This window comes from Faecalibacillus faecis (genome assembly GCF_003024675.1).
Classification (GTDB): Bacteria; Bacillota_I; Bacilli_A; order Erysipelotrichales; family Coprobacillaceae; genus Faecalibacillus; species Faecalibacillus faecis.
This window is the reverse complement of the sequence record NZ_PYLP01000001.1, coordinates 243576-268972: the sequence shown is the minus strand read 5'-3', so window position 1 is coordinate 268972 and position 25397 is coordinate 243576. Positions and strand designations below refer to the sequence as shown.

General features: G+C 30.1%; 28 protein-coding genes and 2 other annotated features. All 28 genes read right to left on the bottom strand.

The features are described from left to right. Window positions 1-90: 90 nt before the first annotated feature. Window positions 91-1182, bottom strand: a complete 1092-nt coding sequence (hemW, locus tag C7U55_RS01415; RefSeq protein ID WP_106987022.1) for a radical SAM family heme chaperone HemW — start codon at window positions 1180-1182, stop codon at window positions 91-93. Continuing rightward, window positions 1169-2383, bottom strand: a complete 1215-nt coding sequence (locus C7U55_RS01410; protein WP_106987021.1) for an L-serine ammonia-lyase, iron-sulfur-dependent, subunit alpha — start codon at window positions 2381-2383, stop codon at window positions 1169-1171. Before C7U55_RS01410 ends, hemW begins: the two co-directional genes overlap by 14 nt. An 8-nt stretch (window positions 2384-2391) precedes the next feature. Then, the gene (holA, locus tag C7U55_RS01405) at window positions 2392-3342 is read right to left on the bottom strand and encodes a DNA polymerase III subunit delta (protein ID WP_106987020.1); all 951 of its coding nucleotides are present in this window, start codon (window positions 3340-3342) and stop codon (window positions 2392-2394) included. Between the two features lie 41 nt (window positions 3343-3383). Next, a complete protein-coding gene (locus tag C7U55_RS01400) occupies window positions 3384-5390 on the bottom strand; it encodes a DNA internalization-related competence protein ComEC/Rec2 (RefSeq protein ID WP_106987019.1) in 2007 nt (668 codons plus the stop codon). Beyond that, the gene (locus C7U55_RS01395; RefSeq protein ID WP_106987018.1) at window positions 5381-5839 is read right to left on the bottom strand and encodes a ComEA family DNA-binding protein; all 459 of its coding nucleotides are present in this window, start codon (window positions 5837-5839) and stop codon (window positions 5381-5383) included. Before C7U55_RS01395 ends, C7U55_RS01400 begins: the two co-directional genes overlap by 10 nt. After that, the gene (gene ruvB / locus C7U55_RS01390) at window positions 5832-6818 is read right to left on the bottom strand and encodes a Holliday junction branch migration DNA helicase RuvB (RefSeq protein ID WP_106987017.1); all 987 of its coding nucleotides are present in this window, start codon (window positions 6816-6818) and stop codon (window positions 5832-5834) included. Before ruvB ends, C7U55_RS01395 begins: the two co-directional genes overlap by 8 nt. Window positions 6819-6828: 10 nt before the next feature. Further along, complete coding sequence (gene ruvA / locus C7U55_RS01385) at window positions 6829-7386, bottom strand: Holliday junction branch migration protein RuvA (RefSeq protein ID WP_106987016.1); 558 nt, start codon at window positions 7384-7386, stop codon at window positions 6829-6831. Between the two features lie 136 nt (window positions 7387-7522). Beyond that, window positions 7523-8803, bottom strand: a complete 1281-nt coding sequence (gene obgE, locus C7U55_RS01380; RefSeq protein WP_048923220.1) for a GTPase ObgE — start codon at window positions 8801-8803, stop codon at window positions 7523-7525. A 49-nt stretch (window positions 8804-8852) separates the two neighbouring features. Next, complete coding sequence (gene rpmA, locus C7U55_RS01375; RefSeq protein WP_048923221.1) at window positions 8853-9137, bottom strand: 50S ribosomal protein L27; 285 nt, start codon at window positions 9135-9137, stop codon at window positions 8853-8855. Between the two features lie 4 nt (window positions 9138-9141). After that, window positions 9142-9465, bottom strand: coding sequence for a ribosomal-processing cysteine protease Prp (locus tag C7U55_RS01370; RefSeq protein ID WP_106987015.1), 324 nt, complete (start codon window positions 9463-9465; stop codon window positions 9142-9144). Then, window positions 9465-9776, bottom strand: coding sequence for a 50S ribosomal protein L21 (rplU, locus tag C7U55_RS01365; protein ID WP_022002225.1), 312 nt, complete (start codon window positions 9774-9776; stop codon window positions 9465-9467). Before rplU ends, C7U55_RS01370 begins: the two co-directional genes overlap by 1 nt. A 17-nt stretch (window positions 9777-9793) precedes the next feature. After that, window positions 9794-9864: a sequence feature (ribosomal protein L21 leader region), on the bottom strand. Between the two features lie 49 nt (window positions 9865-9913). Further along, the gene (locus tag C7U55_RS01360; RefSeq protein ID WP_106987014.1) at window positions 9914-10609 is read right to left on the bottom strand and encodes a site-2 protease family protein; all 696 of its coding nucleotides are present in this window, start codon (window positions 10607-10609) and stop codon (window positions 9914-9916) included. A 1-nt stretch (window position 10610) separates the two neighbouring features. Beyond that, a complete protein-coding gene (locus tag C7U55_RS01355) occupies window positions 10611-11147 on the bottom strand; it encodes a M23 family metallopeptidase (protein ID WP_106987013.1) in 537 nt (178 codons plus the stop codon). Window positions 11148-11173: 26 nt separating this feature from the next. Continuing rightward, window positions 11174-11953: a septum site-determining protein MinD gene (gene minD, locus C7U55_RS01350; RefSeq protein ID WP_048923226.1), complete on the bottom strand. Its 780-nt coding sequence runs from the start codon at window positions 11951-11953 to the stop codon at window positions 11174-11176. Further along, a complete protein-coding gene (locus tag C7U55_RS01345; RefSeq protein WP_106987012.1) occupies window positions 11946-12521 on the bottom strand; it encodes a hypothetical protein in 576 nt (191 codons plus the stop codon). Before C7U55_RS01345 ends, minD begins: the two co-directional genes overlap by 8 nt. Continuing rightward, window positions 12505-13029, bottom strand: coding sequence for a hypothetical protein (locus C7U55_RS01340; protein ID WP_227212885.1), 525 nt, complete (start codon window positions 13027-13029; stop codon window positions 12505-12507). The genes C7U55_RS01345 and C7U55_RS01340 overlap by 17 nt, the downstream gene beginning before the upstream one ends. Next, window positions 13019-13876: a rod shape-determining protein MreC gene (mreC, locus tag C7U55_RS01335; RefSeq protein WP_106987010.1), complete on the bottom strand. Its 858-nt coding sequence runs from the start codon at window positions 13874-13876 to the stop codon at window positions 13019-13021. The genes C7U55_RS01340 and mreC overlap by 11 nt, the downstream gene beginning before the upstream one ends. 47 nt (window positions 13877-13923) lie before the next feature. Beyond that, window positions 13924-14604 (bottom strand): RadC family protein, encoded by a 681-nt coding sequence (gene radC / locus C7U55_RS01330; RefSeq protein ID WP_106987009.1) that lies wholly within the window; start codon window positions 14602-14604, stop codon window positions 13924-13926. Next, the gene (locus tag C7U55_RS01325; protein ID WP_106987008.1) at window positions 14597-15112 is read right to left on the bottom strand and encodes a biotin transporter BioY; all 516 of its coding nucleotides are present in this window, start codon (window positions 15110-15112) and stop codon (window positions 14597-14599) included. The genes radC and C7U55_RS01325 overlap by 8 nt, the downstream gene beginning before the upstream one ends. A gap of 35 nt (window positions 15113-15147) precedes the next feature. Next, on the bottom strand, window positions 15148-15540 hold the full coding sequence (locus C7U55_RS01320; RefSeq protein ID WP_106987007.1) for an SPOR domain-containing protein: 393 nt from the start codon (window positions 15538-15540) through the stop codon (window positions 15148-15150). A gap of 70 nt (window positions 15541-15610) precedes the next feature. Then, window positions 15611-15769: a hypothetical protein gene (locus C7U55_RS13700; RefSeq protein WP_164488708.1), complete on the bottom strand. Its 159-nt coding sequence runs from the start codon at window positions 15767-15769 to the stop codon at window positions 15611-15613. A 118-nt stretch (window positions 15770-15887) separates the two neighbouring features. Next, on the bottom strand, window positions 15888-18509 hold the full coding sequence (locus tag C7U55_RS01315) for a valine--tRNA ligase (protein WP_106987006.1): 2622 nt from the start codon (window positions 18507-18509) through the stop codon (window positions 15888-15890). Then, window positions 18487-19161: a DMP19 family protein gene (locus tag C7U55_RS01310; protein WP_106987005.1), complete on the bottom strand. Its 675-nt coding sequence runs from the start codon at window positions 19159-19161 to the stop codon at window positions 18487-18489. The genes C7U55_RS01315 and C7U55_RS01310 overlap by 23 nt, the downstream gene beginning before the upstream one ends. 32 nt (window positions 19162-19193) lie before the next feature. Then, window positions 19194-19399, bottom strand: a binding site (T-box leader). A 15-nt stretch (window positions 19400-19414) separates the two neighbouring features. Next, window positions 19415-20335, bottom strand: coding sequence for a hypothetical protein (locus C7U55_RS01305; protein WP_106987004.1), 921 nt, complete (start codon window positions 20333-20335; stop codon window positions 19415-19417). Further along, a complete protein-coding gene (locus tag C7U55_RS01300; RefSeq protein WP_106987003.1) occupies window positions 20304-21005 on the bottom strand; it encodes a LysM peptidoglycan-binding domain-containing protein in 702 nt (233 codons plus the stop codon). The genes C7U55_RS01305 and C7U55_RS01300 overlap by 32 nt, the downstream gene beginning before the upstream one ends. A 62-nt stretch (window positions 21006-21067) precedes the next feature. Further along, on the bottom strand, window positions 21068-21667 hold the full coding sequence (yihA, locus tag C7U55_RS01295; protein ID WP_106987002.1) for a ribosome biogenesis GTP-binding protein YihA/YsxC: 600 nt from the start codon (window positions 21665-21667) through the stop codon (window positions 21068-21070). A gap of 54 nt (window positions 21668-21721) precedes the next feature. Continuing rightward, a complete protein-coding gene (gene lon / locus C7U55_RS01290) occupies window positions 21722-24043 on the bottom strand; it encodes an endopeptidase La (protein WP_106987001.1) in 2322 nt (773 codons plus the stop codon). A 43-nt stretch (window positions 24044-24086) separates the two neighbouring features. Beyond that, the gene (gene tig / locus C7U55_RS01285; protein WP_048923242.1) at window positions 24087-25370 is read right to left on the bottom strand and encodes a trigger factor; all 1284 of its coding nucleotides are present in this window, start codon (window positions 25368-25370) and stop codon (window positions 24087-24089) included. Window positions 25371-25397 lie beyond the last annotated feature (27 nt).

The window sequence follows — 25397 nt, the reverse complement described above, 5'->3', positions numbered from 1 at the left end:
TATTTCTCTTGTGCTAAATACATTATACATTTTATTTTAGCACTGTCAATAACTTGGTGCTAAAAAAAATTAAAAAAATAGCACAATGTGCTATTTCATAAAATCAACAAGTATATCATTTAAAACATAAAGACCTTCTTTGGTTGCCTTTAAAAAATTATCTTCTATTACAAGACGTCCTTCTTTTTTATTTTTATCAATAGCATCTTGATAAATCTCCAAAGCATCTTCTTGATATCTTTCTTTAAACACTTCAAGATTTAATCCTTCCACTAACCTTAGTGACATCATCACTTGATCAAACATCATTTCTTCTTTACTTTGTTCAATCGTTGTTGTTTTAAAATCACCATTTAAGTATTTAGTCAATGAACGACTATGTTCAATAATTTGATGATTATTTTTACCACATGAGCCAAGTCCGATACCATAATAGTTTTCAAAACGCCAATAAACTAAATTATGTTTTGACTCATATCCCTTTTTTGCATAATTTGAGATTTCATATTTATCAAAACCAAGTTCTTGTAATTTTTCATCAATTAAAAGATTCCATTGATATTCTTGTTCATCATCTAAAGATTGATAATTTTGATATTTTAAGATTGTTCCCTCCTCTAAAATTAAAGAATAATAAGAAACATGTTGGATATCTAACACTTGTAAAACATCAATATCTTTTTCAATATCTTCTTTTGTTTGTTTTGGTAAACCATACATTAAATCAATGGAAATATTATCAAAACCAATTTGTTTAGCATAACGAATAAGATTTTTAACTTGTGTCGCATTATGATGACGATCAATTTCTTTTAATAAGTTATTTTGAAAGGTTTGAACACCAATGCTTAAACGATTGACACCACCTTTTTTTAAAATCTTTAACTTATAATAATCCATGGATTCAGGATTCATTTCTACACAATATTCTTGTACTTTTAAACTATACGGTTTTAATATTCCCATCAATTTTTCTAATTGTTCATCATTTAAAGCACTAGGTGTCCCCCCACCAATATAAATCGTCTTTAAATTATGATTTTCAATTTGAGACAATTCTTCTTGCAATCTTTGTAAATATAGATCACTTTGTTTTTGATCATAATAAACCTTACAAAAATCACAATAGCGACAAATAGATTCGCAAAAAGGAATATGTACGTATAAACTATGCGTCTCCATCTTTTAGCCCAAATTCCTTTGCGAGTCCACCAAGCGATGTTTCTTTATAAGCACTATTTAAATCTTTCCCCGTTTCTTTCATAACATTGACAATCGAATCAAAAGAAACTTTATTTTTTCTTAAATAACCAAGCTGTTTAGCATAGCTAGCGGCATCAATAGCGCGTAACGCCCCAAAACCATTTCTTTCAATACATGGAATTTGTACATATCCCCCAACTGGATCACAAGTAAGTCCTAAATTGTGTTCTAATCCCATTTCTGCAGCATATTCAATCAAAGAATTATTAAGTTCTAAAACCCAACCATAAGCTGCTGCTGCCATCGCACAAGCACTTCCCACTTCCGCTTGGCATCCACCATCAGCTCCCGATATCGTCGCATTATGTTTAATGACATTACCAAATAACCCTGCAACCGCTAAAGCCTTAATTAATTCTTTACGAGGTATTTCTAATTGTTTATAACAATAAAATAAGACTGCTGGTAAAATACCACTAGCGCCACATGTTGGTGCTGTCACAATTTTATTACCACAGGCATTTTCTTCAGAAACGGCATAAGCATAGCTAGAAATCAATAATCTTTCTCTTTCGCTTTCACGACGTGTATTAATTGCTTGCTGGTACATACTTTTAGCAACTCTTTTAAGTTGCAATCTTCCTGGAATGATTCCTTCATGATGTAGACCATTTTGAACACATGTAAACATACTATCTAATACATCAAATAAATAGGCTTTAAAATATTCATCTTCATAATTTAAAACATAGTCATAAAAAGAAATCCCATTATCTTCAATATATTGAATAATTTCTTTTAGATTTTTATGAGGGTAAACTTGTTTAGTTTGTTGGAGTTGACACCCTTTAAATTCAACTGTTCCACCACCGATAGAGTAAGCCGTTATTGTATCTAAAAGTTGTTCATCTTGATAAACATAAAATTTCATACCATTTGGATGATAAGGAAGACTATCACTTTTAAAATGAACAAGCGTCTCTTCTCCTAAAGTTTTTTTAATAATATAATCAGTTAAATGGCCTTTTCCTGTTAATGCAAGCGAACCATAAAGATCCACTTCATAGTGTGTTGCTTGTGGATATTTTTCTTTGATTTTTGAAGCAGCCCTTTGCGGTCCCATCGTATGTGACGAAGAAGGACCAAAACCTATTTTAAATAATTCTCTTAATGATTCCATAAAATCTCCTATATTCTTAACATAAATAATTCTAATCCAAGTTTTTTATCTATTTTCCCAGTTTTAATTTTTACATCCAACTTTGAAAGTTGATTTAAACACGATAACAGCTCATCAAGTTCAAAAAACTTTCCTTCCTTTCGAACATATTTTAATCTAAAAGGATTTACAGATAACATCTTCGCAATCTCTTGATCAGTATAACCTTTTCGATCTAATAATTTCACTTGATAAATCAAGCGCATTGAATTTGCAACCAAAACAATCAGCTTTACCGGTTCTTCATTTAATGTCATTAAATCTTTATAGATTGACATCATCTTTTGTTTATCTTTACTTAAAATAGCTGTTGTTAAATCAAAAACATTTTCATCAAGCGGACGACTCACCAATTCTTCAACACTTTTTAAATTAATATGCTTTGTATATAAACAAAGCTTTTCAACTTCACTTGAAATATCAATCAAATTCGTTCCTTTACGACTTAGCAACAATTCTAAGGCATCATCATCAATCGTACAACTCCTCTTTTTAATTGCCTGCCTTGTTGTATCAGAAACTTTATAATAATTTAAAGGATTAATTTCAAAAAACTGAGCTTCTTTACGTAAATATTTAACTATTTTCTTTCTTTCATCAAAGTTTTTTTCTGGATGAAAAATAACTAAGTGGTTTGTTTCATTTAAATAAGGAATACATTTCATTAAATAATCTGCATCCTTATTTTCTTTCTTTAATTTTTTAGTCGTTAAAAAATCACAGTGATTAATAACAATCATCTTTTGTTCACTTAAAAAAGAAGGTGTCATTACATCCTCTAAGACAACTTTCATTCCTTCTTTTGAGACATCATAACTATTATAATTCATTAGTTCTTGACTACACTGATATTCTTTTTTTAATTTTTGTAGACGTTGATCCATCAACAATCTTTCTGTTCCATAAAGTACAAATAACATAGCATCACCATAAGCTATTATAAACTAAAACATACATGAAGTCATGGATTATTATGAATGAAAATATAATTCTTATTTCCATAATAAACGATTTTAACCATACCCATTTCATCACTTCGATAAATTTTAATTCCATAACTTTTCAATTTTTTTAAAGTCGTATACGAAGGATGTCGATAAAGATTATTCTTTCCTACAGAAATCAAAGCAATTTTTGGATTCATCATTTTAAACAAATCATCACTTGAAGAACTCTTACTTCCATGATGAGCGACCTTTAAAACATCTACTTCTAATTTTTGATACGTTTGATATAAGTCTTTTTCTACTTCTTGAGAGATATCACCTGTAAACAAATAATTCAAATGATTGATTGTGACATAAATAATGGAAGAACGATCATTTTCACTCACATATCTTTTATCTAATGCAAGATTTTTAAAATGCAAATTACCAATCCTTTTTTCTTTAAAACTTTCAATAACCTCTTTTACTTTAAAATGTGTTTTCAAAGATTCTAAAGCACCGCAATGATCAAAATCTTGATGTGAAATAAAAACAGCATCTAAAGAAAAAACACCCTGGCTTTCTAAATATGGAATAATTCTTTTAGTAGCAACATCCGTATTTTTGAGTCCACCTGTATCAATCAAGATATTTCCTTTATGAAAAGGTTGTTGGATAAAAAAGCAATCCCCTTGTCCTACATCAATCATAACAACTTGACCTTTCATGTTATAAAAAGGATAAAAGTAAAATGCAAGCAATACAGCAAACAACAAAGAAAGTTCTTGATGTATCTTTCGTTGCATATTTATTTTATAAATTCCTTTCAAATAAAGATAATAATAAACACCTATAAAAAAGAAAGTTGGTTGACTAAAATGAAGCGAAAAAGAAAAATCTGTCAAAAAATCAATCATCTTTAAAAGTATTTCATATTCAAAAGAAAGTATATATAAAATAGGTTTTCCTAATATCAAATAATAAAGCATTGTTTGATAAATTACTTCAACCATCGGCATCAGTAATGGTGCTGTTAAAAAAGAAAAAACAGGAAGCGCATGTTGAATAGAAATAATAATGGGTACAGAGCCTAAAAAAAGATAATATTTTCCTCTATCTTTTTTTTGTAATAACAAAATAAAAAAATAAATTGTATAAGAAAAAATAAACGAAAGATTATAAATTAAATAAGGATTATAAAAAAGCATTCCTACCGTCAGTAAAGAAAAAAGATCTAACGGATTGAATATTCTTTTAAATAATTGCACTAAAAGCATCATTAAATAAGCTCTTAAAAAGGAAATATTATAAGGGATGATGCTTAAATAAAATCCAATAACAACTAATGAAACAATATTTTGCATTCTTTTTGAAAAGAAAAATTTTGTTAAATGATTGAGCCACTTTTGTAAAATCATTAAATGCATTCCTGATAATGCAAAAAGATGAACAAGAGAGAGTTTAGTAAGCTTTTCATAATAGTTTTTCATTTGTTCATCCTTTGCCCCTAAAATAAAAAGCGAAAGCAAAGAACTGACTTTCGTTTTTGTTTTTACTTTCTTTTCAAGATAATGATAAGGATGAGTTACATGTTTTAACGATGTCACTTGTTCTAATTTTAAAATATCAAAAATATTTAAGCTATAAAGATAATTTTGATAATTAAAGGCATAATCATTGCCAGTTTCATTGATGACATACGGTTTTCCAATGAGTGTAATTTCATCATACATCTTTATTTCTTTAAATTCACCATAAACCTTGACTTTATGATATCCCATTTTTACCACGATACTCTTTTCATCAAGACCAACGATTTTTCCTTTTATTTCTGTTTTATTCAAAGGTTGAGGAAGTAACAAACATAAAAAAGCAATGATTGTTATTAAAATAACACTTAGTCCAAAACCTTTAGAAAAGCGTTTAAATAAAAAACAAAAGTATATTCCTAAAAAAATCATAAAAATATTATGAATCATTTGAGTAAGAACTACTAAAATCAAAGGAAAACAAACGTAAAATACCCTTCCCTTTAAAGACATAAAAACTCCCTCACTTTTAAATACATTTTTTCTCCTATTCCACTAATGTTTGTAATATCTTCAATCGTTTTAAAAGGTGTTTCTTGGCGATAATCAATTATTTTTTGCGCTGTTTTTTCACCTATTCCCTTGAGTGTCATCAATTCTTTAAGACTTGCCTGATTTAAAGAAATTAAATGTTCTCCATAAGGTAAATAAAGAACCGATTCACTTGCAAGTTGTGTAGTTTCTTCAAAATGATAGATGTTTTCTACTTGTAATTCATTTAAAACATCCTTGATTTGTGGTTTATAAGAAAAAGAGAGTTTTTTTGTATATTCTCCCTCTACATAAATCGTTATTTGTTGTTTAGTTTCTATATTTTCTACAACATCACTTGGCTTAACATAACTATAGATCAATGAAATAAAAAATAGGACAATAAGTCCTATCTTTTCAAAGTTATTCATCTTGACTAATATGAAGATGACGATAAGCTTCTGCCGTTGCTATACGTCCTCTTGGTGTTCTTTTAATTAAGCCAATTTGTAGTAAATAGGGTTCATTTACATCTTCTAAAGTTTGAGGTTCTTCCCCAATAGAAGCCGCAATAGCTTCCAAACCAACCGGTCCACCTTTAAAACGATGAATGATTCCTAATAAATATTTATGATCAACATCATCTAATCCTAAATTATCAACTTTTAAACGTTCAAGTGCTTCTGTTGTACGCTCTTTGGTAATTGTAGCATCTCCATAGAATTGTGAAAAGTCTCTTACCCTTCTAAATAAACGATTGGCAATACGTGGGGTTCCACGACTTCTTCTAGCAAGTTCTCTTTTTGCATCTTCATCCATTTTAATGTTGTAAACACGACTTGTACGATCAATAATTTGTGTAAGTTCATCTTCACTATAATATTCTAATTGAGAAACAATTCCAAAACGATCACGCAACGGTGCCGACAAATCCCCCGCTCTTGTTGTCGCCCCTACAAGCGTAAAAGGTGGTAAATCAATTCTTACTGAACGTGTTGACGCTTCTTTTCCAATAACAACATCTACACAAAAATCCTCCATTGCTGGATAAAGAATTTCTTCAACCACTTTATTTAAACGATGAATTTCATCAATAAATAAAACATCTCCCGGTTCAAGTGCCGTTAAAATAGCAACAAGATCTCCTGTTTTTTCAATACTTGGTCCTGTTGTAATTTTAATATTTGTTCCCATTTCATGAGCAATGATCATAGACATTGTGGTTTTTCCTAGACCTGGTGGACCATAGAGTAAAACATGATCAAGTGACTCATCACGTAATTTAGCTGCCCCAACAAAAACCTTTAAATTTTCTTTGAGATTGGTTTGTCCAATGTATTCATCAAAATCACCTGGACGAAGAGAACTTTCTTCATCTTCAACGATTTCAGGATTTAAAACATCATTCATTCTATCCCTCCTATTTTACAATTAAACTTAAAGCTTTTTTTACATATCCATTCGTATCAAGGGACTCATCCCCTAATTTTTTAACAACCTTATCTACTTCACTTTGTTTATATCCTAAAGCAAGTAATACTTCCATTGCTTCTTCAAGTTCTTGATTAACAACAATTTGTTTTGAGGCTGTTACTTTTCCTTGTAAATCAAGAATAATTTGACCTGCAGCTTTAGGCCCAATCCCTGGTATTTTCTTTAAATACGCAATATTTCCACTTTCAATGGCTTCACAAATGCCATCAACATCACCACTTGCAAGCATTGTACAAGCACTTTTACAACCTATTCCTTTAACGGAAATAAGTTTTAAGAAAAGTTCCTTTTCTTCTTTCGTATTAAATCCATATAATAAAATACCATCTTCTTTCACTTGTTGGTAAACGTAAACAATCATTTCCTTTCCTTTAGAAAAAGCATAAGGATTACTTACATAAACCAAATAACCAATCCCATTATTTTCTAAAACTATATGATCACTTTGAATATCAACAATTGTTCCTTTTATATAACTATACATATAATTCTCCTATATCTATTATAATCTAAAAAACGTTTCATTTTGTCTCAAATTTGTGTCAAATTTATCTCAATTATAGCATAGTCCTTCTTATCTTGAAATAAAAAAATCCGGTTGCAAAGGCAACACAGATTTTTTAATCATAGAATTCAAATTCAAAATCAAGAATTGAAACTGTATCTCCATCTTGGCATCCTGCGTTTCTAAGAGCTTCATCAATACCCATATTACGCATTTTGATTGATAAACGTTTAATTGCATCATCACTTACTAGAGAAGTCATCGATACAATACGTTCAATCTTCTTACCAGTAATTGTCCATTGCCCATTTCCTAAATTATGAACAACGAATGGAGCTTCTTCTTCCTCAAAATTATAGACAACCGTATTTTCTTCAATTTCTTCCATATCAAATTTAGGCGCTGTTTCTAAGGCATCCGCTACAGCATATAAAACTTGATCAACACCTTCATGAATGATTGCGGAAATAGGGAATACTTTAACATCTTCTCCTACTTTTTCTCTAAATGCTTTTAAATTTTCTTCTGCATTTTCTTCATCCATTTTATTAGCAACAACAATTTGTGGTCTTTCTAATAAACGATATTGATATTGCCCAAGTTCTTCATTAATTGTACAGTAATCTTCATAAGGATCACGTCCTTCAATACCACCCATATCAATAATATGAACAATAACACGACATCTTTCAATATGTCTTAAGAATTGATGACCTAATCCTTTTCCTTGACTTGCCCCTTCAATTAAACCTGGTAAATCAGCCATAACAAAGTTACGACCATCTTTAGCTTGTACGACACCTAAGTTTGGTACAATTGTTGTAAAATGATAATCTGCGATTTCAGGTCTTGCACGAGAAACAACAGATAAGAATGTTGATTTACCAACTGATGGGAAACCAACAAGTCCAACATCCGCAAGAAGTTTCAATTCACAACAAACATCAAATTTTTCTCCCGGTTCTCCTCTTTCACAAATTTGTGGAGCTGGATTTCGTGAAGTCGCAAAACGCGCATTTCCACGTCCACCACGTCCACCTTTAGCAAGAACAACACGTTGATTGTTTTCTGTTAAATCGGCCATAATTTTTCCAGTTTCTTCATTGGTAATAACAGTTCCAACAGGAACTTTGATTACTAAATTTCCTGCATCCGCACCGTGCATTTTTTTAGCCATTCCATTACCACCAGGACGTGCTTTATAAACACGTTTATATTTTAAATCTAATAAAGTTGATAAAGATGTTGTTGCTTCAAAAATAATGCTTCCACCTTTTCCACCGTCTCCACCAGCAGGTCCACCTTTTGGAACATGAGCTTCACGTCTAAAAGCAACTGTTCCATCGCCACCTTTACCGGCTTCAATATATATTTTTGCTTTATCAATAAATTGCATACTTCCACCTCTCTTTCAAAAAAAAATCCCTTTTCAGGGATTTCATTCATTATGCAGCTGGGTAAACTGATACTTTTTTTCTATCTTTTCCCATTCTTTCGAATTTAACAATTCCATCACACATAGCAAATAAAGTGTCATCTCCACCTTTTCCTACGTTAGTACCTGGATGGATTTTAGTACCTCTTTGTCTATAAATAATAGAACCTGCACTAGCGAATTGTCCGTCTGATAATTTAGCTCCTAATCTTTTAGCTTTTGAGTCACGACCGTTTTTAGTAGATCCTACCCCTTTTTTAGAAGCGAATAATTGTAAATCTAATTTAAACATCATAGTGTTATTCCTCCTCATAGGTTATCTTGATATATTGATGATAGTCTTCCATGAAAGATTCTAAACTAATGACAAGTGTCTCTAGTATCACTTGCATCGTTTCATCCTCTTTATATACATCTATCTTTATATTACCATTTTCAAAAGAAATTGCACACATCTTTTTTTCAAGAAATTGTTTTTTGGCGAGCGTATTACAAATACCTGTGGCAATTGCACTCACACCTGCACAAACTAAATCTTTACCATATTCACCAAAATCTGCATGACCTTTGATTTGAATATGTGTAATATATTTATTATTGTTTTTTATTAAAACTTTAATCATTATTTAACGTTGATTGCATCAACAATTAATTTTGTATAAGGTTGTCTATGACCTTGTTTTTTGTGGTAATGTTTTTTAGCGTTATATTTATAAATAGTTACTTTTCTTTCTTTACCTTGTTTTTCAACAGTAGCTTCTACAGTAGCACCTTCAACATAAGGAGCACCAATAGTTACAGTTTCGTCACCAACTAATAATACTTTATCAAAAGTAACTTTTTCTCCTGCTTCAACTTCTAATTTTTCTACAAAAATTGCATCACCAGCTTCAACTTTTAATTGTTTTCCACCTGTTTCGATAATTGCGTACATACCGCACCTCCTATAAATTTTTTTCTAAGACTCGCCAACCAAGGCAGCAAATGCGTTTAATACCTTTTATGTGCGGTTGTAGTCTAGAGGTCTACAACAAATGCATTGTACTAGATTTTAAATATAAAGTCAACGAATTATCTTGATTTTAACAAATATATTTTTATTGTTTCAAAATCATAGAGTTTTCCATTAAGTTCATAAAGATTATGATAAGGTCGATAATAATTCATTTTCTTATTTACTTTTATTCGTTTTTTCTTTAAATGATCATTTAATAAAGTTTTAACGTAAATATATGAGTATTGTTTTAAATAAACAATTGTTTGATATAAAAGATAACCTATAACAATTTTACGTCCTATTTGTTTTGTATAAACAAATAAAACAGAAAGGGTAAGTAATGATAGCTTGATTTGAATTTGAAAACATTTTTTATAATTTACAAAATAAGATAAAAAAAGAAGAAAAAGCTTAGATCCATCTAAAGGATAGATAGGTAATAAATTAAATAAAAAAATAAAGATATTTATTTCAAATAACTCATTGATTTCAAGAATATAAAAAACCAAACCTAGCACTAGGTTAACAAAAGGTCCCATTATCAACATTATTATTTCCTGATAAGGCGCATGTAATCCAAAATCCTCTAAAGATAAAAAAGCGCCAAAAGGTAAAATAACAACACTTTCTATTTCAAAACGATAAAAAAGTGCCATACAATAATGACCTATTTCATGTAAAATAGAAAAAAGTAGAAAAGCAACATAATAAGAGGAATGCCCCCAATAAGCCAAAAACAAATAAAGAAAAGTAAAGGGATGTATTTTCATATTACATCCCCAAATACTCTTGATAAGTGATATTTTTGCCTAAATAACGAAATGTCATCCTAAACTTTTGTTGGTAGGTTGCGATAACATCTCCCTGTTTGACTTCTTGTTTTTCTTTAACTTGAATATCTTTCAAAGAAGAAAAAGTAATTTCTACTCCTTTTTCATCAATCATTTTTACTTGGTCTTTATTGATCCTTGTAATTTTTCCAAGTTTTAAGGCAACGACTTGGTTACTATTTCCTTGATAATAGTTTCCTTTCAATTTTGTGTAAGATACATCTTGACTTACTTGCATGTCTTCTGGTAAAAAATCCAGAACCGTTTGCGATAAATACGTGATTACTTTTTGCAAGTGCGCCCCATTAAATATATTCTTTTCTAATTCTGGATTTTTTAAAACAATTAACGAACCCAATACAACAATCATCATAACCATTAAACGAATCATCGAATTATAGAGTTTTTTAAAATTATGATCATTTAACGGTTTTCTTCTTTTTTCAATACGTTTTTTCGCCTCATCAATTTCTGACATAAGATCACCTAGTACATCCTATGAAATTATCCTAAAAAGATACGACTTAACAAGCCTCTTCTTTTACATTTTGCAAAAGCCCGTTTATGCCCTAATAAACGATGAGCAATATTATCAAAACATTCATGTAATAAATGTCCTTTTAATAAATAAACTGGTCTTCCTCGATTATTTGCTTCAATCATTTCATGATCATCATAAACAATTCCTAGCAAAGGTAATGATAAAATATCTAAAGCATCATCAATAGAAAGCGAACGTCCATCTTCAATATCTTCAATATTAACACGATTGACAATCAACTTTAAATCATGAATACCTTTCTTTAGCAACAAACCAATAACTCGATCATTATCTCTTAATGTTGCTAAATCTAAATTTACTACAATAATGGCTTCATCTGCAATACTTGAAGCATACGTAAATCCTTGTTCAATTCCCGCAGGAGAATCCACAATAATAAAATCAAAATCATTCTTTAAATAATCAATCAAGGATGCCATAATTTTTGCATCTAAATTTTGAAAAGATAAAGTTTTACATGCAGGTAAAAGATAAAGTGTGGATTCTCTTTTATCTTTAACTAAAACTTGATGTATTTCGCATTTTCCAGCAATGACATCATTTAAATCATAAACCACTCGATTTTCTAAACCCATCATCACATCTAAATTTTTCAAGCCAAAATCACCATCAATCAAACATACTTTTAAATTTTGGTGTGCTAAAGCCATCGCAAGATTGACACTTACACTGCTTTTACCCACACCTCCTTTACCTGATGTCACTGTAATTATTCTAGACATGTATGTAATCCCCCTTTTCTATGACAATTGCGTCATCTTTATAATATACAAGCGACATTTCGAAAGTTGTAAAATGATGTATTGTTTTTTTAAAAAAACGTAAGGTCGCATCTTTAAAAACTTGACTTGAGATACTTGCTTGACTGTTATTACTTTCTATAATTCCATAGACACCTTGCATAACATAAAGTTTGGCATTTAATTGAATAATTGCTCCTGGATTGATTTTTCCTGTAATTAAAGTATCTTCATTGATTTCAATCACTTCTCCACCATGAATCGATCCTTCAATCATCCTAATTTCTTGTTCTTTTTGTGTTTTCTTTTCTACAAAACCACCAAACAATAAACTTTGACATTCTACCAAAACTTTAAAAAAAGCAAGTATTTCATCTTCTTTTAAAATTCGACATTGAAAATCAAAAAAAGCCTTTGGATAATAATCTTCTTTTTTAAAAAAAGATTGTTTCAAAAGGCTTTTAAGTTCATCTAAAAGAATATTAAATTGTACTTCATCATTCATTACAAAAATCAAACGACTATTAAGATTTTTAACTAAAATATACATCAATATCACCTTCAAGCTTAATTTTGTGATGGATATAATACACACCATTAAACATAACCGCATTGTATAGTAATGTTGGTAGTAATCTTTTAATTAAGAATGTTGTTACGAGTAATTGTGTTGTATTTGATATCCACATTAAAGAATATAACACACACTCTTGTACAAAAATTGTCAAAAGAACGATGACAAAGGCTTGAAAATACGTAAATGTTGCTTTTTTCATATAATATTTACCAAACAAGGCATATAAAAGATATAAAACAACATAGATAAAAAGTGAATTTCCATAAATAACACTATAATAAAATCCACAAATAACAGCAAAAATCGTACGGTGATCATTATCAATCGAATTATTCAATAAAACAAACATAGCTACTGCTCCATAAGGAACAATCGTCAAATTAATTTTTAAAAGAGACGATGGTAAATAATAACAAAGTAAACTATCTACAACAAATGCAAAGAACATAACAACTAAATATCGAATAAATTTATTGTCCATCATTATTGACCTTCTTAATTACTGAAACATACGATAAATCTTCCATATTGGCAGCTGGTGTTACCATAAGAGTTGTTGTCGTTCCATCTGTTTGTGTTACTAATTTTTTTGCTTTACCAATATAAATCCCTTTTGGACTTTTTCCATCTCCACCCAAACCTGATGTATAAACCTTCGCTCCTTTTTCGAGTTTATCAATATTAGAAAGCAAAGTTATATTGAGTTTTTGACTATTGACACTATAATTTTCAAGAAGGCCATAAACAACTTGATCTCCATTAACAACCATCACAGGGATTTGATTTGAAGGATTTTCACTTGTAATAAGAGATACAGTTGAACTGATTTCTGTTACTTTTGAAACAACGCCAACCATCCCTTTCGAATCACAAACAGCCATTCCTTCTTGAATATCATTCATACTTCCTAAATCAATTGTAATTTCATCATTCCAATTGGTTTGATCACGTATTTGAACAGTCGCTACCTTTGTTTGATAATCGCTTGGCAAATAATCAATTTCTGTTATCTTTTTTAATTTATCAATTTCTGTTGTTAGAATTTCATTTTCTGCTTCAACATTTGCATAAGAATCTAACTTTGTTTTCAATTTTTTATTTTCATCATAAACATCTTTTAAATCATTATATTCATTAAAAATATCACCAATGAATGATAATGGTTTTTTTACTATATAATATTCAATCATAGAAATCGAATTACTTAAGGTCTTTTCTAAACGAGATTGCTTTCTTCCTACAAAAAAACCTATTACCGATAGGAAAATAACGCCTACTATAACTCCAATCATGATTTTTTTATTTCTTCTTTTTCTACGATTGTTCATATAATCACCTCTAGTATCATTCATTATAGAGAATTAAAATGAAAAAATCAATCTTCTTTACTTTGATAGATTTGATTTGACTTGAAACTATAGTAACAATGGTCTCCTATAATAATGTGATCAATAAATTCAATATCCAAATGTTTTGCCATCATTTCAATCTTTCTTGTTATTTCTTGGTCTTCATGAGATGGCTTTGGGTTGCCACTAGGATGATTATGGATTAAAATAATACGATTACAACCTGATCGAAGCGTATATTGAAAAACTTCTTTCGTTTCAAGAAGAGAAACATCTCCACTGCCAATAAATAAAAGTTTATCTTGAACGATTTCTAAATGATTATTTAAACAAAGTAAAACCACTTTTTCTTGTTTTTCAAACATCAATTTATTTTTTATATAAGCATAAGCATCTTTAGGTTGTCTAATTCTATTTTTTATTGATTGCTTACTTTGCATTCTTTTGGCAAGTTCAATACACGCCATAAGTTCAATGGCTTTGGCTTGTTTAATTCCCTTAATTTGAATTAATCTTTGATAATCAATATCTTTTAATTCTTGAAATCCTCCAATTTCATCTAATAAAAATTGGGCTAAATTTAAAACTGACATTTCCTTATTTCCTGTTCTTAAAATAACAGCAACAAGTTCTTGATTCGATAACGTTTCAATTCCATAATAAATTGCTTTTTCTCTTGGTCTTTCTTCAACAGGACAATTAAGCATAATTTTCTGTTCTTATTTTTATTTTTTCTGCTACCTTTTTAGCCAAAATAATTTTAACAAAATCCCCTGGTAAAAATGGAATCACACACATCATTAAAGAAGGCATTAAAGCCATTTGACTGACAAGCATAAAATAACCTGTTCCAATAGCATAACAAACAAATGTACCTAAAAAACAAGCCCCATAACGATTTATATGCTTACTACAAGAAATCACATAAGCCATGATAGGAAAGGCAAAAAGATACCCACCTGTATAACTTACAAGTGAAGAAATTCCACCGTGAAAGCCGGCAAAAACAGGTAGTCCAATAGCCCCCATACATAAATAAACAAAGCAAGCCGTAAAAGCATTGTTTGGTTTAAAAGTAAGAGCAATCACATAAACCATAAAAGTCTGTAAGGTAAGTGGCACATACCCTGGTAAATCAATTTTTATTTGTGAAAATAATGCCAATAAACATGCCGCAAGAGCAAGTTGACACATCTCTTTTACTTTGAAGTTCAAAGTGTTCACCTCCTGCAGGCATCATACCAAATGTCTTACTTTGTGTCAACCTGTTTTAAAAGAGGATAAATTCTTTTATAGTTTTTCTTTTGAATCTCTTCTTGATAGCTTTCATCAATCAAATATTCTTTAACGACACATGTAATTCCTTTTTGTGAAAGCTCTTTTGCTTGTTGATTGGCCTGTCTTTCTTCTAAATAAATATCTTGAATAATGACATACTCTTGATCTTGATAAAAATAGCTTGTCATCTCCAATTCTTTCAATTGATTTATAATTTGATTGGCATTTTCTTTTTCTTTATAACGACCTACCTGTAAAACATAAATACTCATATCTTGTTGCATGGCATAATCAACATAAAGAAAACATACTGTATTTAAAATCAACATAAAAAAAGTAAAAATAAGAAGTCCTTTTTTCTTCATAAACTCACCTCTTTTTAGTTTATGAAGTAAATAATAGAATATGAAGGTACTTATCGTACCTTCATATCACTTATCTCCATTCAATAGAAATAAGTCTTGGAATTGAAATACGTCCACTTTTAGAATAGAGCATTTTATAAACTGCAGCCCCTACAACAATACATACGATCCATGTACCCACAGCTCCTCCTACAATATCCATTTGATTATTCAATTGTAATTCATTCATATTCTTCCTTCCTTTCTAAGGAAAAGACATTCCACTAACTTCCTCACTACTATATTCGCCTTTTTTTAAGTTTTTTCTTTTAAAAATTTAAAAAAATCAAGTTTTTTCAAACTTGATTTTACATTGTTTCTAATTTTTCCTTAACAGCGTTGTATTTAGAAGTATAATCTTCTAATTTTTGACGTTCACTATCTACTTTTGCTTGAGGTGCTTTTGATACAAATTTTTCATTACTTAACATATTTGTACAACGTTTAATCTCACCTTCAAGTTTTTGAAGTTCAACTTGTAATTTTTGTTTTTCTGCTTCCTTATCAACATAGGCTCCAAGTTCAACAATTAAAGTATTACCACCTTGAATCATTGCTGTTGCAACATCTTTTGAAGTTTCTTGATTATAACCAACACAAGTTGCATTACATAATTTCTTTAAATATGGCACACATTGATCTAATAATTCTTGTAAACCTTCATCTTTTGTTTCAATGGAATACTCAACTTCAATAGCATTTTTAATTGTGTAGTTTGCACGAATTTCACGAACACCTTTAACAATATCCATTAAATAAGTAAATTGTTTATTAATGTTTTCATCATTGAAATCAGGATTTACTGTTGGATATTTAGAAATACAAATTGATTCTTCTAAATGAGGAATAGCTTGATAGATTTCTTCTGTAACAAATGGCATAAATGGATGAAGCATTCTAACAATGGCATTTAAAACATAAACAAGAGTATGTAAGCTTGCTTGTTTTTCTACTACATCATCACTATTTAAATGAACTTTTGTAAGTTCGATATACCATGAACAGAAATCATCCCAGATAAATTTATATAATTCGCTACCAACATTAACAAATTCAAATTTATCCATGTTGGCATCTACTTCTTCAATAACATTATTTAAACGATTTAAGATCCATTTATCACATAAATTTAAATGATCAAATTTCAAATCTTTATATTCCAAATCTTCATCAATATTCATTAAAACAAATCTTGCTGAGTTCCAAATTTTATTAATGAAATTCCATGAAGCTTCTAGTTTTTCAGGAATATATCTTAAATCCATACCAGGTGCTGAGTTTGTAGTTAAGAAGAATCTTAATGTATCGGCACCATATTGATCAATAACATCCATTGGGTCGACCCCATTACCTAAAGACTTAGACATTTTTCTTCCTTGTTCATCACGAATTAAGCCATGAATCAAAACATGTTCAAATGGTCTTTGACCTGTAAATTCTAATGATTGGAAAATCATACGACTTACCCAGAAGAAAATAATATCATATCCTGTAACTAAAGTATTTGTTGGGAAGTATCTTTTAAATAGAGGATCTTCTGTATTAGGCCAACCTAATGTTGAAAATGGCCATAAGGCACTAGAGAACCAAGTATCTAAGACATCTTCATCTTGTGTCCAGTTTTCGATATCTTCTGGTGCTGTTTTTCCAACATAAACTTCACCTGTTTCTTTATGATACCAAGCTGGTACTTGATGTCCCCACCATAATTGACGAGAAATACACCAATCTTCGATATTTTCCATCCATTGTGTAAATGTTTTTTCAAATCTTTCCGGCACAAAGTTTACTTTAGAATCTTTCTTTTGATTAGCTAAAGCAGCTTCAGCCAATGGTTTCATTTTAACAAACCATTGTTTTGATAAATAAGGTTCAACAATAGCTCCTGATCTTTCTGAATGTCCTACTTGATGTAAATGTTTTTCAATATGATCAACAATACCAGCTGCTTCAAAATCAGCCACTAATTGTTTACGACATTCAAAACGATCCATTCCTTGGTATTTATGACAAAGTTCATTCATTGTCCCATCATCGTTCATACAAATAGGCATATCTAAGTTATATTTTTTAGCTAAAGCAAAGTCATTTGGATCATGTGCAGGTGTACATTTCATTACCGCAGTTCCAAAATCCATATCAATATAGCTATCAGCCATAATTGGTAATTTATCACCATTTGCTGGGTTGATTGCATATTTACCAACAAGATCTTTATATCTTTCATCATCAGGGTGAACAAAGATGGCTTGATCGGCAAACATTGTTTCAGGACGTGTTGTTGCAATGACTAATTCTCGATCACTATCAACAATTTTATATTTAAAATAATACATTGCCCCTTCAATTTCTTTATGAATAACTTCTATGTTACTTAAAGCTGTTCTTTGTACAGGATCCCAGTTAATAATTCTTTTACCTTGATAAATATATCCTTTTTCATATAAACGAACGAAAACTTCTTTAACAGCTTGAGATAATCCTTCATCTAAAGTAAATCTTTCTTTTGAGTAATCTAAAGATAACCCTAACTTTTCCCATTGAGCACGAATAATCGAAGCATATTCTTCTTTCCAAGACCATGCTTTTTCTAAGAAACCTTCTCTTCCTAAATCATAACGAGAAATTCCTTCTTCTCTCATTCTTGCTTCAACTTTTGCTTGTGTGGCAATTCCAGCATGATCCATACCTGGAAGCCATAAAGCATCATAACCTTGCATTCTTTTATAACGAATAATCATATCTTGTAAAGTTGTATCCCAAGCATGTCCTAAATGAAGTTTACCAGTTACGTTAGGTGGTGGAATAACAATTGCATAAGGCTTTTTAGAAACATCTCCCGCTTTAAAATATTCTTTTTCTAACCAATGTTGATATTTACCTTTTTCAACACTTTTATGATCATACTTACTCGCTAATTCTTTCTTCATTTTCATCATCCTTTTCAATAAAACTTTCTTTATGTTCTTTAATGTATTCTCCTAATTTATCACCAATTCCCGAAGAACGTAATAAAGAAACAAATTCATTTGTAAAATCAGAGAAATTATAAGTTGCATACTCACTTGTTTCATCGATTTCATCTTCTTGATCATTTTCAATTAAAATGGCTAACTTTTCAGCTTCTTCTAATAAATGAGCAATATCATAACATTTCATTGTTTCAAACGCTTCTTTATAATAAGGGCGATAATTACAATAAGGTTCTGTTATAAAAAACGAATGAATTGAACCTCTTCCCCCTTCTAAAGAACATTCTAATTGGTACATTGTATAAATTAATAATTCTTCATGTGTTAAATAAGGAATAATATTTCCATCATAGTTATCATCTTTAAAAAGACGATCTTCTTTCGCATTAATATGAAAAATAACAGCTCTTGTAAGATCGATTGGTTCAATTTTATCAAACACTTCACTTGTAAGATGTGAAAACTCATCTCTTTCTTGAGCTAACTTTTCTTCATATTGTTTTCTTCTTTCTTTTACTTGTTTATATTTTTTTCCATAAAAGCTAAACAAGAAGATACACATAATAACAAATGCAATCCATACATACCAATACTCTGTAAAATAATTCATCTTTTTCCTCCTTAAAATAAAAAAGTCCTCCTTCTAAGGACGACTTAATCGCGATACCACCTTAGTTCTAAGTAAACACTTAGCACCTCAAAACTTTAACGCAGTTCTACGTGTTAAACTACTTTATTTCATCTAACATGCTCCTTGGCTACCTTCACTCTTTTCATTTATCCCTTTCCAGCAAACGGGACTCTCTATCAAACAAAGAAGAACTACTCCTCCAAATCATTGCATTACTATTCTAACAAATTGCTTATACCTCGTCAATCTCTATCTTTTTAAATATTTTTACAATGCCATCCATATAACAAATCAGCTTTGCCATTTCTTGAATATTATTATTTTCATCCTCATTTAAAGATACATGGGGAACGATAGACAACAAACAAAGAAGTAATAATTTCTCTTCTTGATACAAATCAATTTCTTCTAAATATCCGTCAAATAAAGCAACGCATTCATAAAGATCCTTTTGATTTTGAAAAAGTTCAACAAGATCATAGATACAGTAATTAATTTTCATTTGATCAATCGAAATCAGTTTTTGTTGATCTATAAAAATATGATTCAAATCAAAATGATGATAAATTAAAGAAAGTCTTATTTCTTTCTTCTCTTTAACACTTTCAAAATAACGACTCAAATAATACCGAGATTGATTTAAAAACTCAATAATTCGATAATAATTTAAAACAAGCATCCACCCCGATGGTGCTTTATATTTTTTAAACTCAAATTCTTTCATCATTCTTTCAAATTCGTCTTTTCTTATTTGAATAAGGCTTAAAAGATCTTCTTTTTGTCTTTCAAAAAAAGACACATCTTCACTTTGAATAAAAAAAGATTTTTTGTGTAAATACGCAATTATTTGATAATACATTTTAATTTTAAGTTCTTTTTGAATTGCATTTTTATACACTAAATAAGGCATTAAATAAATGAACTTGTCATGATAAGGGGTAAAATAATGATCCTCTTTATTTTTAATGATTGAAATAAAATGATGCAGATGTAGTGTTTGAATATGTTGATAGGCATTTTCAAGTTTTTTATCTTGTATAATTTTTACACAATAAAAGCCTTGCTTTGTTTTTACCTTATAAACCTTTGGACTCAATTGAATGAGTCCAATAACTTCTAAATCATACTTTGTTTGTATCAGTTTTTGAATCATAAGGAATAATCAATATTTGCCCTACATCTAGACTCAAATTATTATTATAATCACGAATCACTTTTTCATCCATGTTATATGCTTTAGCGATATTTTCATACGTATCATTTGCACAAACAACATAAAGATAATAAGCCCCTATATCTTCTTGATCATCTTCAACTTCATTTTTAACCTTGGTTTCATAGACTTTTTCACTTAATTCTTCTACCTTTTTTTCAGGCATTTCTTCTACTTGCATCTTTTCTATTTGTGGTTTTATTTCTTTCTTTTTTTCATCAAGATCACGTGTCAATGCTTCAATTTCTTCAAGCGGATCTGGATCTACCCGAATGTATCGATTTTCTCCTTCTTCGACTCCATAAACACCAACTTCTATCTTGATTTTAAGATTACCATCTTGAATATCATAATGAAAATCTTCTACTTTTAAATGAAAATCTTGTGGATCAATGATCTTTTGTTCATCTGCATAAATATCAAGTTCTACATTCTCTAAAAAGTTTTTCTTTTCATCACTCAAATATTCTCCCTTGATTGCTAGTGTTCCTAAAGCTCGAATCCCATGTTCTTCCATTTTATAATCAATGGATTCATCAACTGTTAAACTCACTAATTCTTTTAAACGGTGAAACAAATCAATTTCTTTTTCGTAAAATATTTTTTGCATATTCTTCCTCCTAACAAAGAATATGCAAAAACAAACAAGATATGAAAAAAAAGTAGGTTTCCCTACTCAAAATCAATATCACATAATTCATAAATAGCGTTCCAAGCTTCTTGAATTCCTTTTTTCTTCAAACTAGAAAAGCGAATAAAAGTATCACTCGGATCAAAATGTAAAGTATCTTTAATAAGCTTTTCATTTTTCTTTAAATCATTACGTTTTAATTTATCTTCTTTCGTTGCCACTAAAATGACTGGGACACCATGATGTTTTACAAATTCATACATCATTACATCATCTTTTGTAGGTTTATGACGATAATCTACCAATAAAATAAACCCTCTTAAAGTTTGTCTTTCACTAATGTATTCATCCATGGTTTTACCAAATTGTTTTGTCACATTGTTTGCAACTTTGGCATAGCCATAACCTGGAACATCTACAAAATAAAGCGCATCATTAACATTAAAGAAATTAAGTGTTTTTGTTTTACCTGGGGTACTTGAAACCTTGGCAAGTCCATTTCTTGATAACATTGTATTAATAAAACTACTTTTTCCTACATTTGAACGTCCAGCAAGACACATTTCTGGAAAACTTTCTTTTGACCATTGACTTTTCCATGCAGCCGATAAAATATATTCTGCTTTTTTAATTTTTACCATTTTTCATCACCTTTTGTATTGTACAAAAAAAATAACGAAAATTCAAGATTTCCGTTATTTAACAATCGCATGTTCTAAAACTGTATCAATATGATCCGCTAAAACAATTTCTAAATCGCTTCTTACTGATTCTGGGATATCTTCGATATCTTTTTCATTTTCCTTAGGAATAATGATTTTTCTAATTCCTGAACGATGTGCAGAAATTGATTTTTCTTTTAATCCACCAATTGGTAAGACATTACCACGTAAAGTGATTTCTCCTGTCATGGCAACATCATCTCTTACAGGTTTATTTGTAAAAGCTGAATAGATTGCAGTTGTAAGAGTGACACCTGCTGATGGACCATCTTTTTTGATAGCTCCTTCAGGAACATGAATATGAATATCTTGTTTATCAAAGGCTTTATCATCTAAACCATATTTTTCTTTATTGGCTTTTAGATAATCTAAAGCAATTGATGCAGATTCTTTCATAACATCGCCTAATTGACCAGTAATAATAAATTTACCAGTACCATCAAAATGATTGACTTCGATTGGTAAAATATCTCCACCAAATTGTGTATAAGCCATACCTGTAACTACCCCAACTTGTGGACGAGGAAGTTTCTTTGTATGATCAAACGGTGCTTTTCCTAAGAATTCAACCAATTTATCTTTATCAATAGTCACTGAATCAACTTTATCTTTTAAGATAGCTAAAACAGTTTTACGACATAATTTAGCAATATATCTTTCAAGTTCACGAACACCGGCTTCACGTGTATAGTGTTGAATGATTTCCATGATGATATCATCAGAAAGAATCATTTGTTCAGGTTTTAATGAATGTGCTTCTAATTGTTTTTTAATTAAGTGTTCTTTTACAATCATTAATTTTTCTTGTTCTGTATAGCTTGATACTTCAATAATTTCAAGACGATCTCTTAAAGGTCCTGGAATACCACCTAAATCATTAGCTGTCGCAATGAAGAGGACTTTAGATAAGTCATAAGGCTCTTCAATATAGTTATCAGAAAATTGAGAATTTTGTTCAGGATCTAAAACTTCTAGCATCGCACTTGTTGGATCCCCTTTATAATCACTTGCCATCTTATCAATTTCATCTAATAAGAAGACAGGATTAACAACACCGGCTTTTTTCATTCCTTGAATGATACGTCCAGGCATTGAACCTAAATAAGTACGGCGATGTCCACGAACTTCTGCTTCATCTCTAACTCCACCTAAAGAGGCTTTAACAAATTTACGATCTAAAGCTCGTGCAATACTTTTCGCAATACTTGTTTTCCCTACACCTGGTGGACCTGCTAAACAGATAATTGGTGCTTTTAAAGATTGTGTCATCTGTTTAACTGCCAAATGTTCCACAATTCTTTCTTTTACTTTTTCTAAACCAAAATGATCTTCTTCTAAAATAGCCTCAATTTTAGAGATATCTTCTTGATCTTTTGTTTCTTGATACCAAGGTGTTTTCATCACCCAATCAATATAAGTTCTTACTACGTTTGCTTCTGAAGATGCTGGTGGCATCGCTTCAAAACGACGTAATTCTTCTTCAACTTTATCTTTGATATATTGTGGATAAGGATTTTTTGCTAATTCTTTACGAATTTGTTCAGCATCGTCTCCTTTATCTACTGTATCACCAAGTTCATCTTTAATTGCTCTTAATTTTTCTCTTAAATAGTATTCTTTTTGATTTTCATCAATACTTTCTTTGACTTTACGATTAATTGTATCTTCTAATTGATTGATCATTTTTTCAGATTCAATTGAACTTGCAACTAAGAAAAGTCTTTTATTGATATCTCTTTCTTCAAGAATTTTTTGTTTTCTATCTAAATCAATTGGTAAATATTGACCAATTGTATCAGCAAGTAAGCTTGCTGACGTTCCATTTGAAAGTAAAGTTAAACTTTCAGCTGGAATATGAGGCATATGACGTCTTGCTTGTTCAAAGTAAGCTGTTGTTTTTCTTACCAAAGCAACTTCTTCATTGGAATCCCCATAAATATCTTCTAAAACTTCAGCTGTTGAAAAAATAGAACCCTCTTCAATTTTGAAATCTTGAAGATAAACTCTTTTTTCTCCAGTAACAGTTAATTTGATTGTTCCTGCACTATCGCGACGGATTTTCTTTTCAATTTTACATAAAGTTCCAACATGATAAACATCATCATATTTTGGATCATCAACAATAGGATTGATTTGTGAAACAAATAGGATATTGTTATCAAAGTCACGACTTGAAAGTTCAAGTGCTTTTAAACTAAGAGGGCGCCCTACATCTAATGATAAACGGTTACCCGGAAAGACAATCATTCCTCTTGTACACACAACAGGAAGGGTTAATAATGTACTTTCACTCATAATAATCCTCCTTTTTTAAAAAGACGCTTACGCGTCTTTTAAACTATTTCTTTAAGTTTTCTTTAACAACGTCTAACGCTTTTCTATTTAAGATATCAGCATCGATTTGGTACATATTTTGAGCGAAGATTTGTTTGATTTCTTCTAAGTCTCTATTATATGTATTTGCGATTGTTTCTAATTCGCTATTACGTTCTTCATCAGTTACTTCGATATTTTCTGCTTCAACGATTGCAGCTAAGATTAAGTTTAATTTAACTCTATCTTTTGCTTGATCAGTTAAATCAGCTTTGATTGCATCTTTGTTTTTACCAGTGAATTGTTCATATAATTCAAATGATAAACCTTGTTGTTGTAAGTTCATTTCAACTTCTCTTAACATTGTATCTAATTCAGAATTTAATAAAGCTTCACTGTCTTCTACTTTACAGCATTCAATTAAAGCACTTGTTAAATCTGAGAAGAATTTATTTTCAACTTCAGTTTCTTTTTGTGATTTTAATTGAGTCTTAATATGATCTTTTAATTGATCTAAAGTTTCAACACCATCAATGTTAACATCTTTAGCTAATTCATCATCAGCTTCTGGTAATGTTTTTTCTTTAATTTCATGAACAGTTACTTTGAATGTAGCTTCTTTCCCAGCTAATTCAGTAGCTTGATAATCTTCTGGGAATGTTACAACAACATCTTTTTCATTTTCACAAGTCATACCGATCATTTGATCTTCAAAACCTGGAATGAATTGTCCAGAACCGATTTCTAATGAATGGTTTTCAGCTTTTCCACCTTCGAAAGCTTCACCATCGATGAATCCTTCAAAGTCCATAACTACTGTATCACCTTTAGCAACTTCACCGTTTTCTTTAGTAGTTAATTCAGCAAATTGATGACGATAATTTTCAACTTGTGCTTCGATATCTTTTTTAGCAACAGTTACTCTACCTTTTTTAACTTCTAATCCTTTGTACTCACCTAATTCAACTTCAGGTTTAACAGGACATAAGATTGTGATTTTTAAATTGTCATTATCAACGCTATCAATATTTAATGTTGGTTGAGCAATTGGAGCAACTTCTGCTTTTTTCATGATATCAGCATATCTTTTTTGTAAGATTTGATCTGTAGCTTCATCATAAATAGCTTGTTTTCCAAGTCTTGCTTTAATCATAGCAACTGGAGCTTTACCTGGTCTAAAACCATCTAATTTAACTCTTGTAGCTAATCTTTTTAAAGCTGCATCTTGAGCTTCTGCCCATTCTTTTTTATCAAATGTTACTTTAATTTGAGTAACAGCATTTTCTAATTTTTTTGTAGTTGTTCTCATTATATTATTTCTCCTTATTCCGTATCA

Excerpts from the sequence above, each read along its gene's own strand:
- C7U55_RS01360 (WP_106987014.1), bottom strand. The coding sequence starts at position 10,609 with ATGAAAATACATCCCTTTACTTTTCTTTATTTGTTTTTGGCTTATTGG.
- lon (WP_106987001.1), bottom strand. The coding sequence starts at position 24,043 with ATGAGTGAAAGTACATTATTAACCCTTCCTGTTGTGTGTACAAGAGGA.
- minD (WP_048923226.1), bottom strand. The coding sequence starts at position 11,953 with ATGTCTAGAATAATTACAGTGACATCAGGTAAAGGAGGTGTGGGTAAA.
- C7U55_RS01340 (WP_227212885.1), bottom strand. The coding sequence starts at position 13,029 with ATGGACAATAAATTTATTCGATATTTAGTTGTTATGTTCTTTGCATTT.
- C7U55_RS01355 (WP_106987013.1), bottom strand. The coding sequence starts at position 11,147 with ATGTCAGAAATTGATGAGGCGAAAAAACGTATTGAAAAAAGAAGAAAA.
- holA (WP_106987020.1), bottom strand. The coding sequence starts at position 3,342 with ATGTTATTTGTACTTTATGGAACAGAAAGATTGTTGATGGATCAACGT.
- C7U55_RS01305 (WP_106987004.1), bottom strand. The coding sequence starts at position 20,335 with ATGATTCAAAAACTGATACAAACAAAGTATGATTTAGAAGTTATTGGA.
- C7U55_RS01345 (WP_106987012.1), bottom strand. The coding sequence starts at position 12,521 with ATGTATATTTTAGTTAAAAATCTTAATAGTCGTTTGATTTTTGTAATG.
- C7U55_RS13700 (WP_164488708.1), bottom strand. The coding sequence starts at position 15,769 with ATGAATGAATTACAATTGAATAATCAAATGGATATTGTAGGAGGAGCT.
- C7U55_RS01320 (WP_106987007.1), bottom strand. The coding sequence starts at position 15,540 with ATGAAGAAAAAAGGACTTCTTATTTTTACTTTTTTTATGTTGATTTTA.
- hemW (WP_106987022.1), bottom strand. The coding sequence starts at position 1,182 with ATGGAGACGCATAGTTTATACGTACATATTCCTTTTTGCGAATCTATT.
- radC (WP_106987009.1), bottom strand. The coding sequence starts at position 14,604 with ATGCTTAATTGTCCTGTTGAAGAAAGACCAAGAGAAAAAGCAATTTAT.
- C7U55_RS01370 (WP_106987015.1), bottom strand. The coding sequence starts at position 9,465 with ATGATTAAAGTTTTAATAAAAAACAATAATAAATATATTACACATATT.
- mreC (WP_106987010.1), bottom strand. The coding sequence starts at position 13,876 with ATGAACAATCGTAGAAAAAGAAGAAATAAAAAAATCATGATTGGAGTT.
- C7U55_RS01410 (WP_106987021.1), bottom strand. The coding sequence starts at position 2,383 with ATGGAATCATTAAGAGAATTATTTAAAATAGGTTTTGGTCCTTCTTCG.
- C7U55_RS01315 (WP_106987006.1), bottom strand. The coding sequence starts at position 18,509 with ATGAAGAAAGAATTAGCGAGTAAGTATGATCATAAAAGTGTTGAAAAA.
- ruvB (WP_106987017.1), bottom strand. The coding sequence starts at position 6,818 with ATGAATGATGTTTTAAATCCTGAAATCGTTGAAGATGAAGAAAGTTCT.
- rplU (WP_022002225.1), bottom strand. The coding sequence starts at position 9,776 with ATGTACGCAATTATCGAAACAGGTGGAAAACAATTAAAAGTTGAAGCT.
- tig (WP_048923242.1), bottom strand. The coding sequence starts at position 25,370 with ATGAGAACAACTACAAAAAAATTAGAAAATGCTGTTACTCAAATTAAA.
- C7U55_RS01310 (WP_106987005.1), bottom strand. The coding sequence starts at position 19,161 with ATGAATTATTTTACAGAGTATTGGTATGTATGGATTGCATTTGTTATT.
- C7U55_RS01400 (WP_106987019.1), bottom strand. The coding sequence starts at position 5,390 with ATGTCTTTAAAGGGAAGGGTATTTTACGTTTGTTTTCCTTTGATTTTA.
- C7U55_RS01300 (WP_106987003.1), bottom strand. The coding sequence starts at position 21,005 with ATGCAAAAAATATTTTACGAAAAAGAAATTGATTTGTTTCACCGTTTA.
- obgE (WP_048923220.1), bottom strand. The coding sequence starts at position 8,803 with ATGCAATTTATTGATAAAGCAAAAATATATATTGAAGCCGGTAAAGGT.
- rpmA (WP_048923221.1), bottom strand. The coding sequence starts at position 9,137 with ATGATGTTTAAATTAGATTTACAATTATTCGCTTCTAAAAAAGGGGTA.
- C7U55_RS01395 (WP_106987018.1), bottom strand. The coding sequence starts at position 5,839 with ATGAATAACTTTGAAAAGATAGGACTTATTGTCCTATTTTTTATTTCA.
- ruvA (WP_106987016.1), bottom strand. The coding sequence starts at position 7,386 with ATGTATAGTTATATAAAAGGAACAATTGTTGATATTCAAAGTGATCAT.
- yihA (WP_106987002.1), bottom strand. The coding sequence starts at position 21,667 with ATGGTAAAAATTAAAAAAGCAGAATATATTTTATCGGCTGCATGGAAA.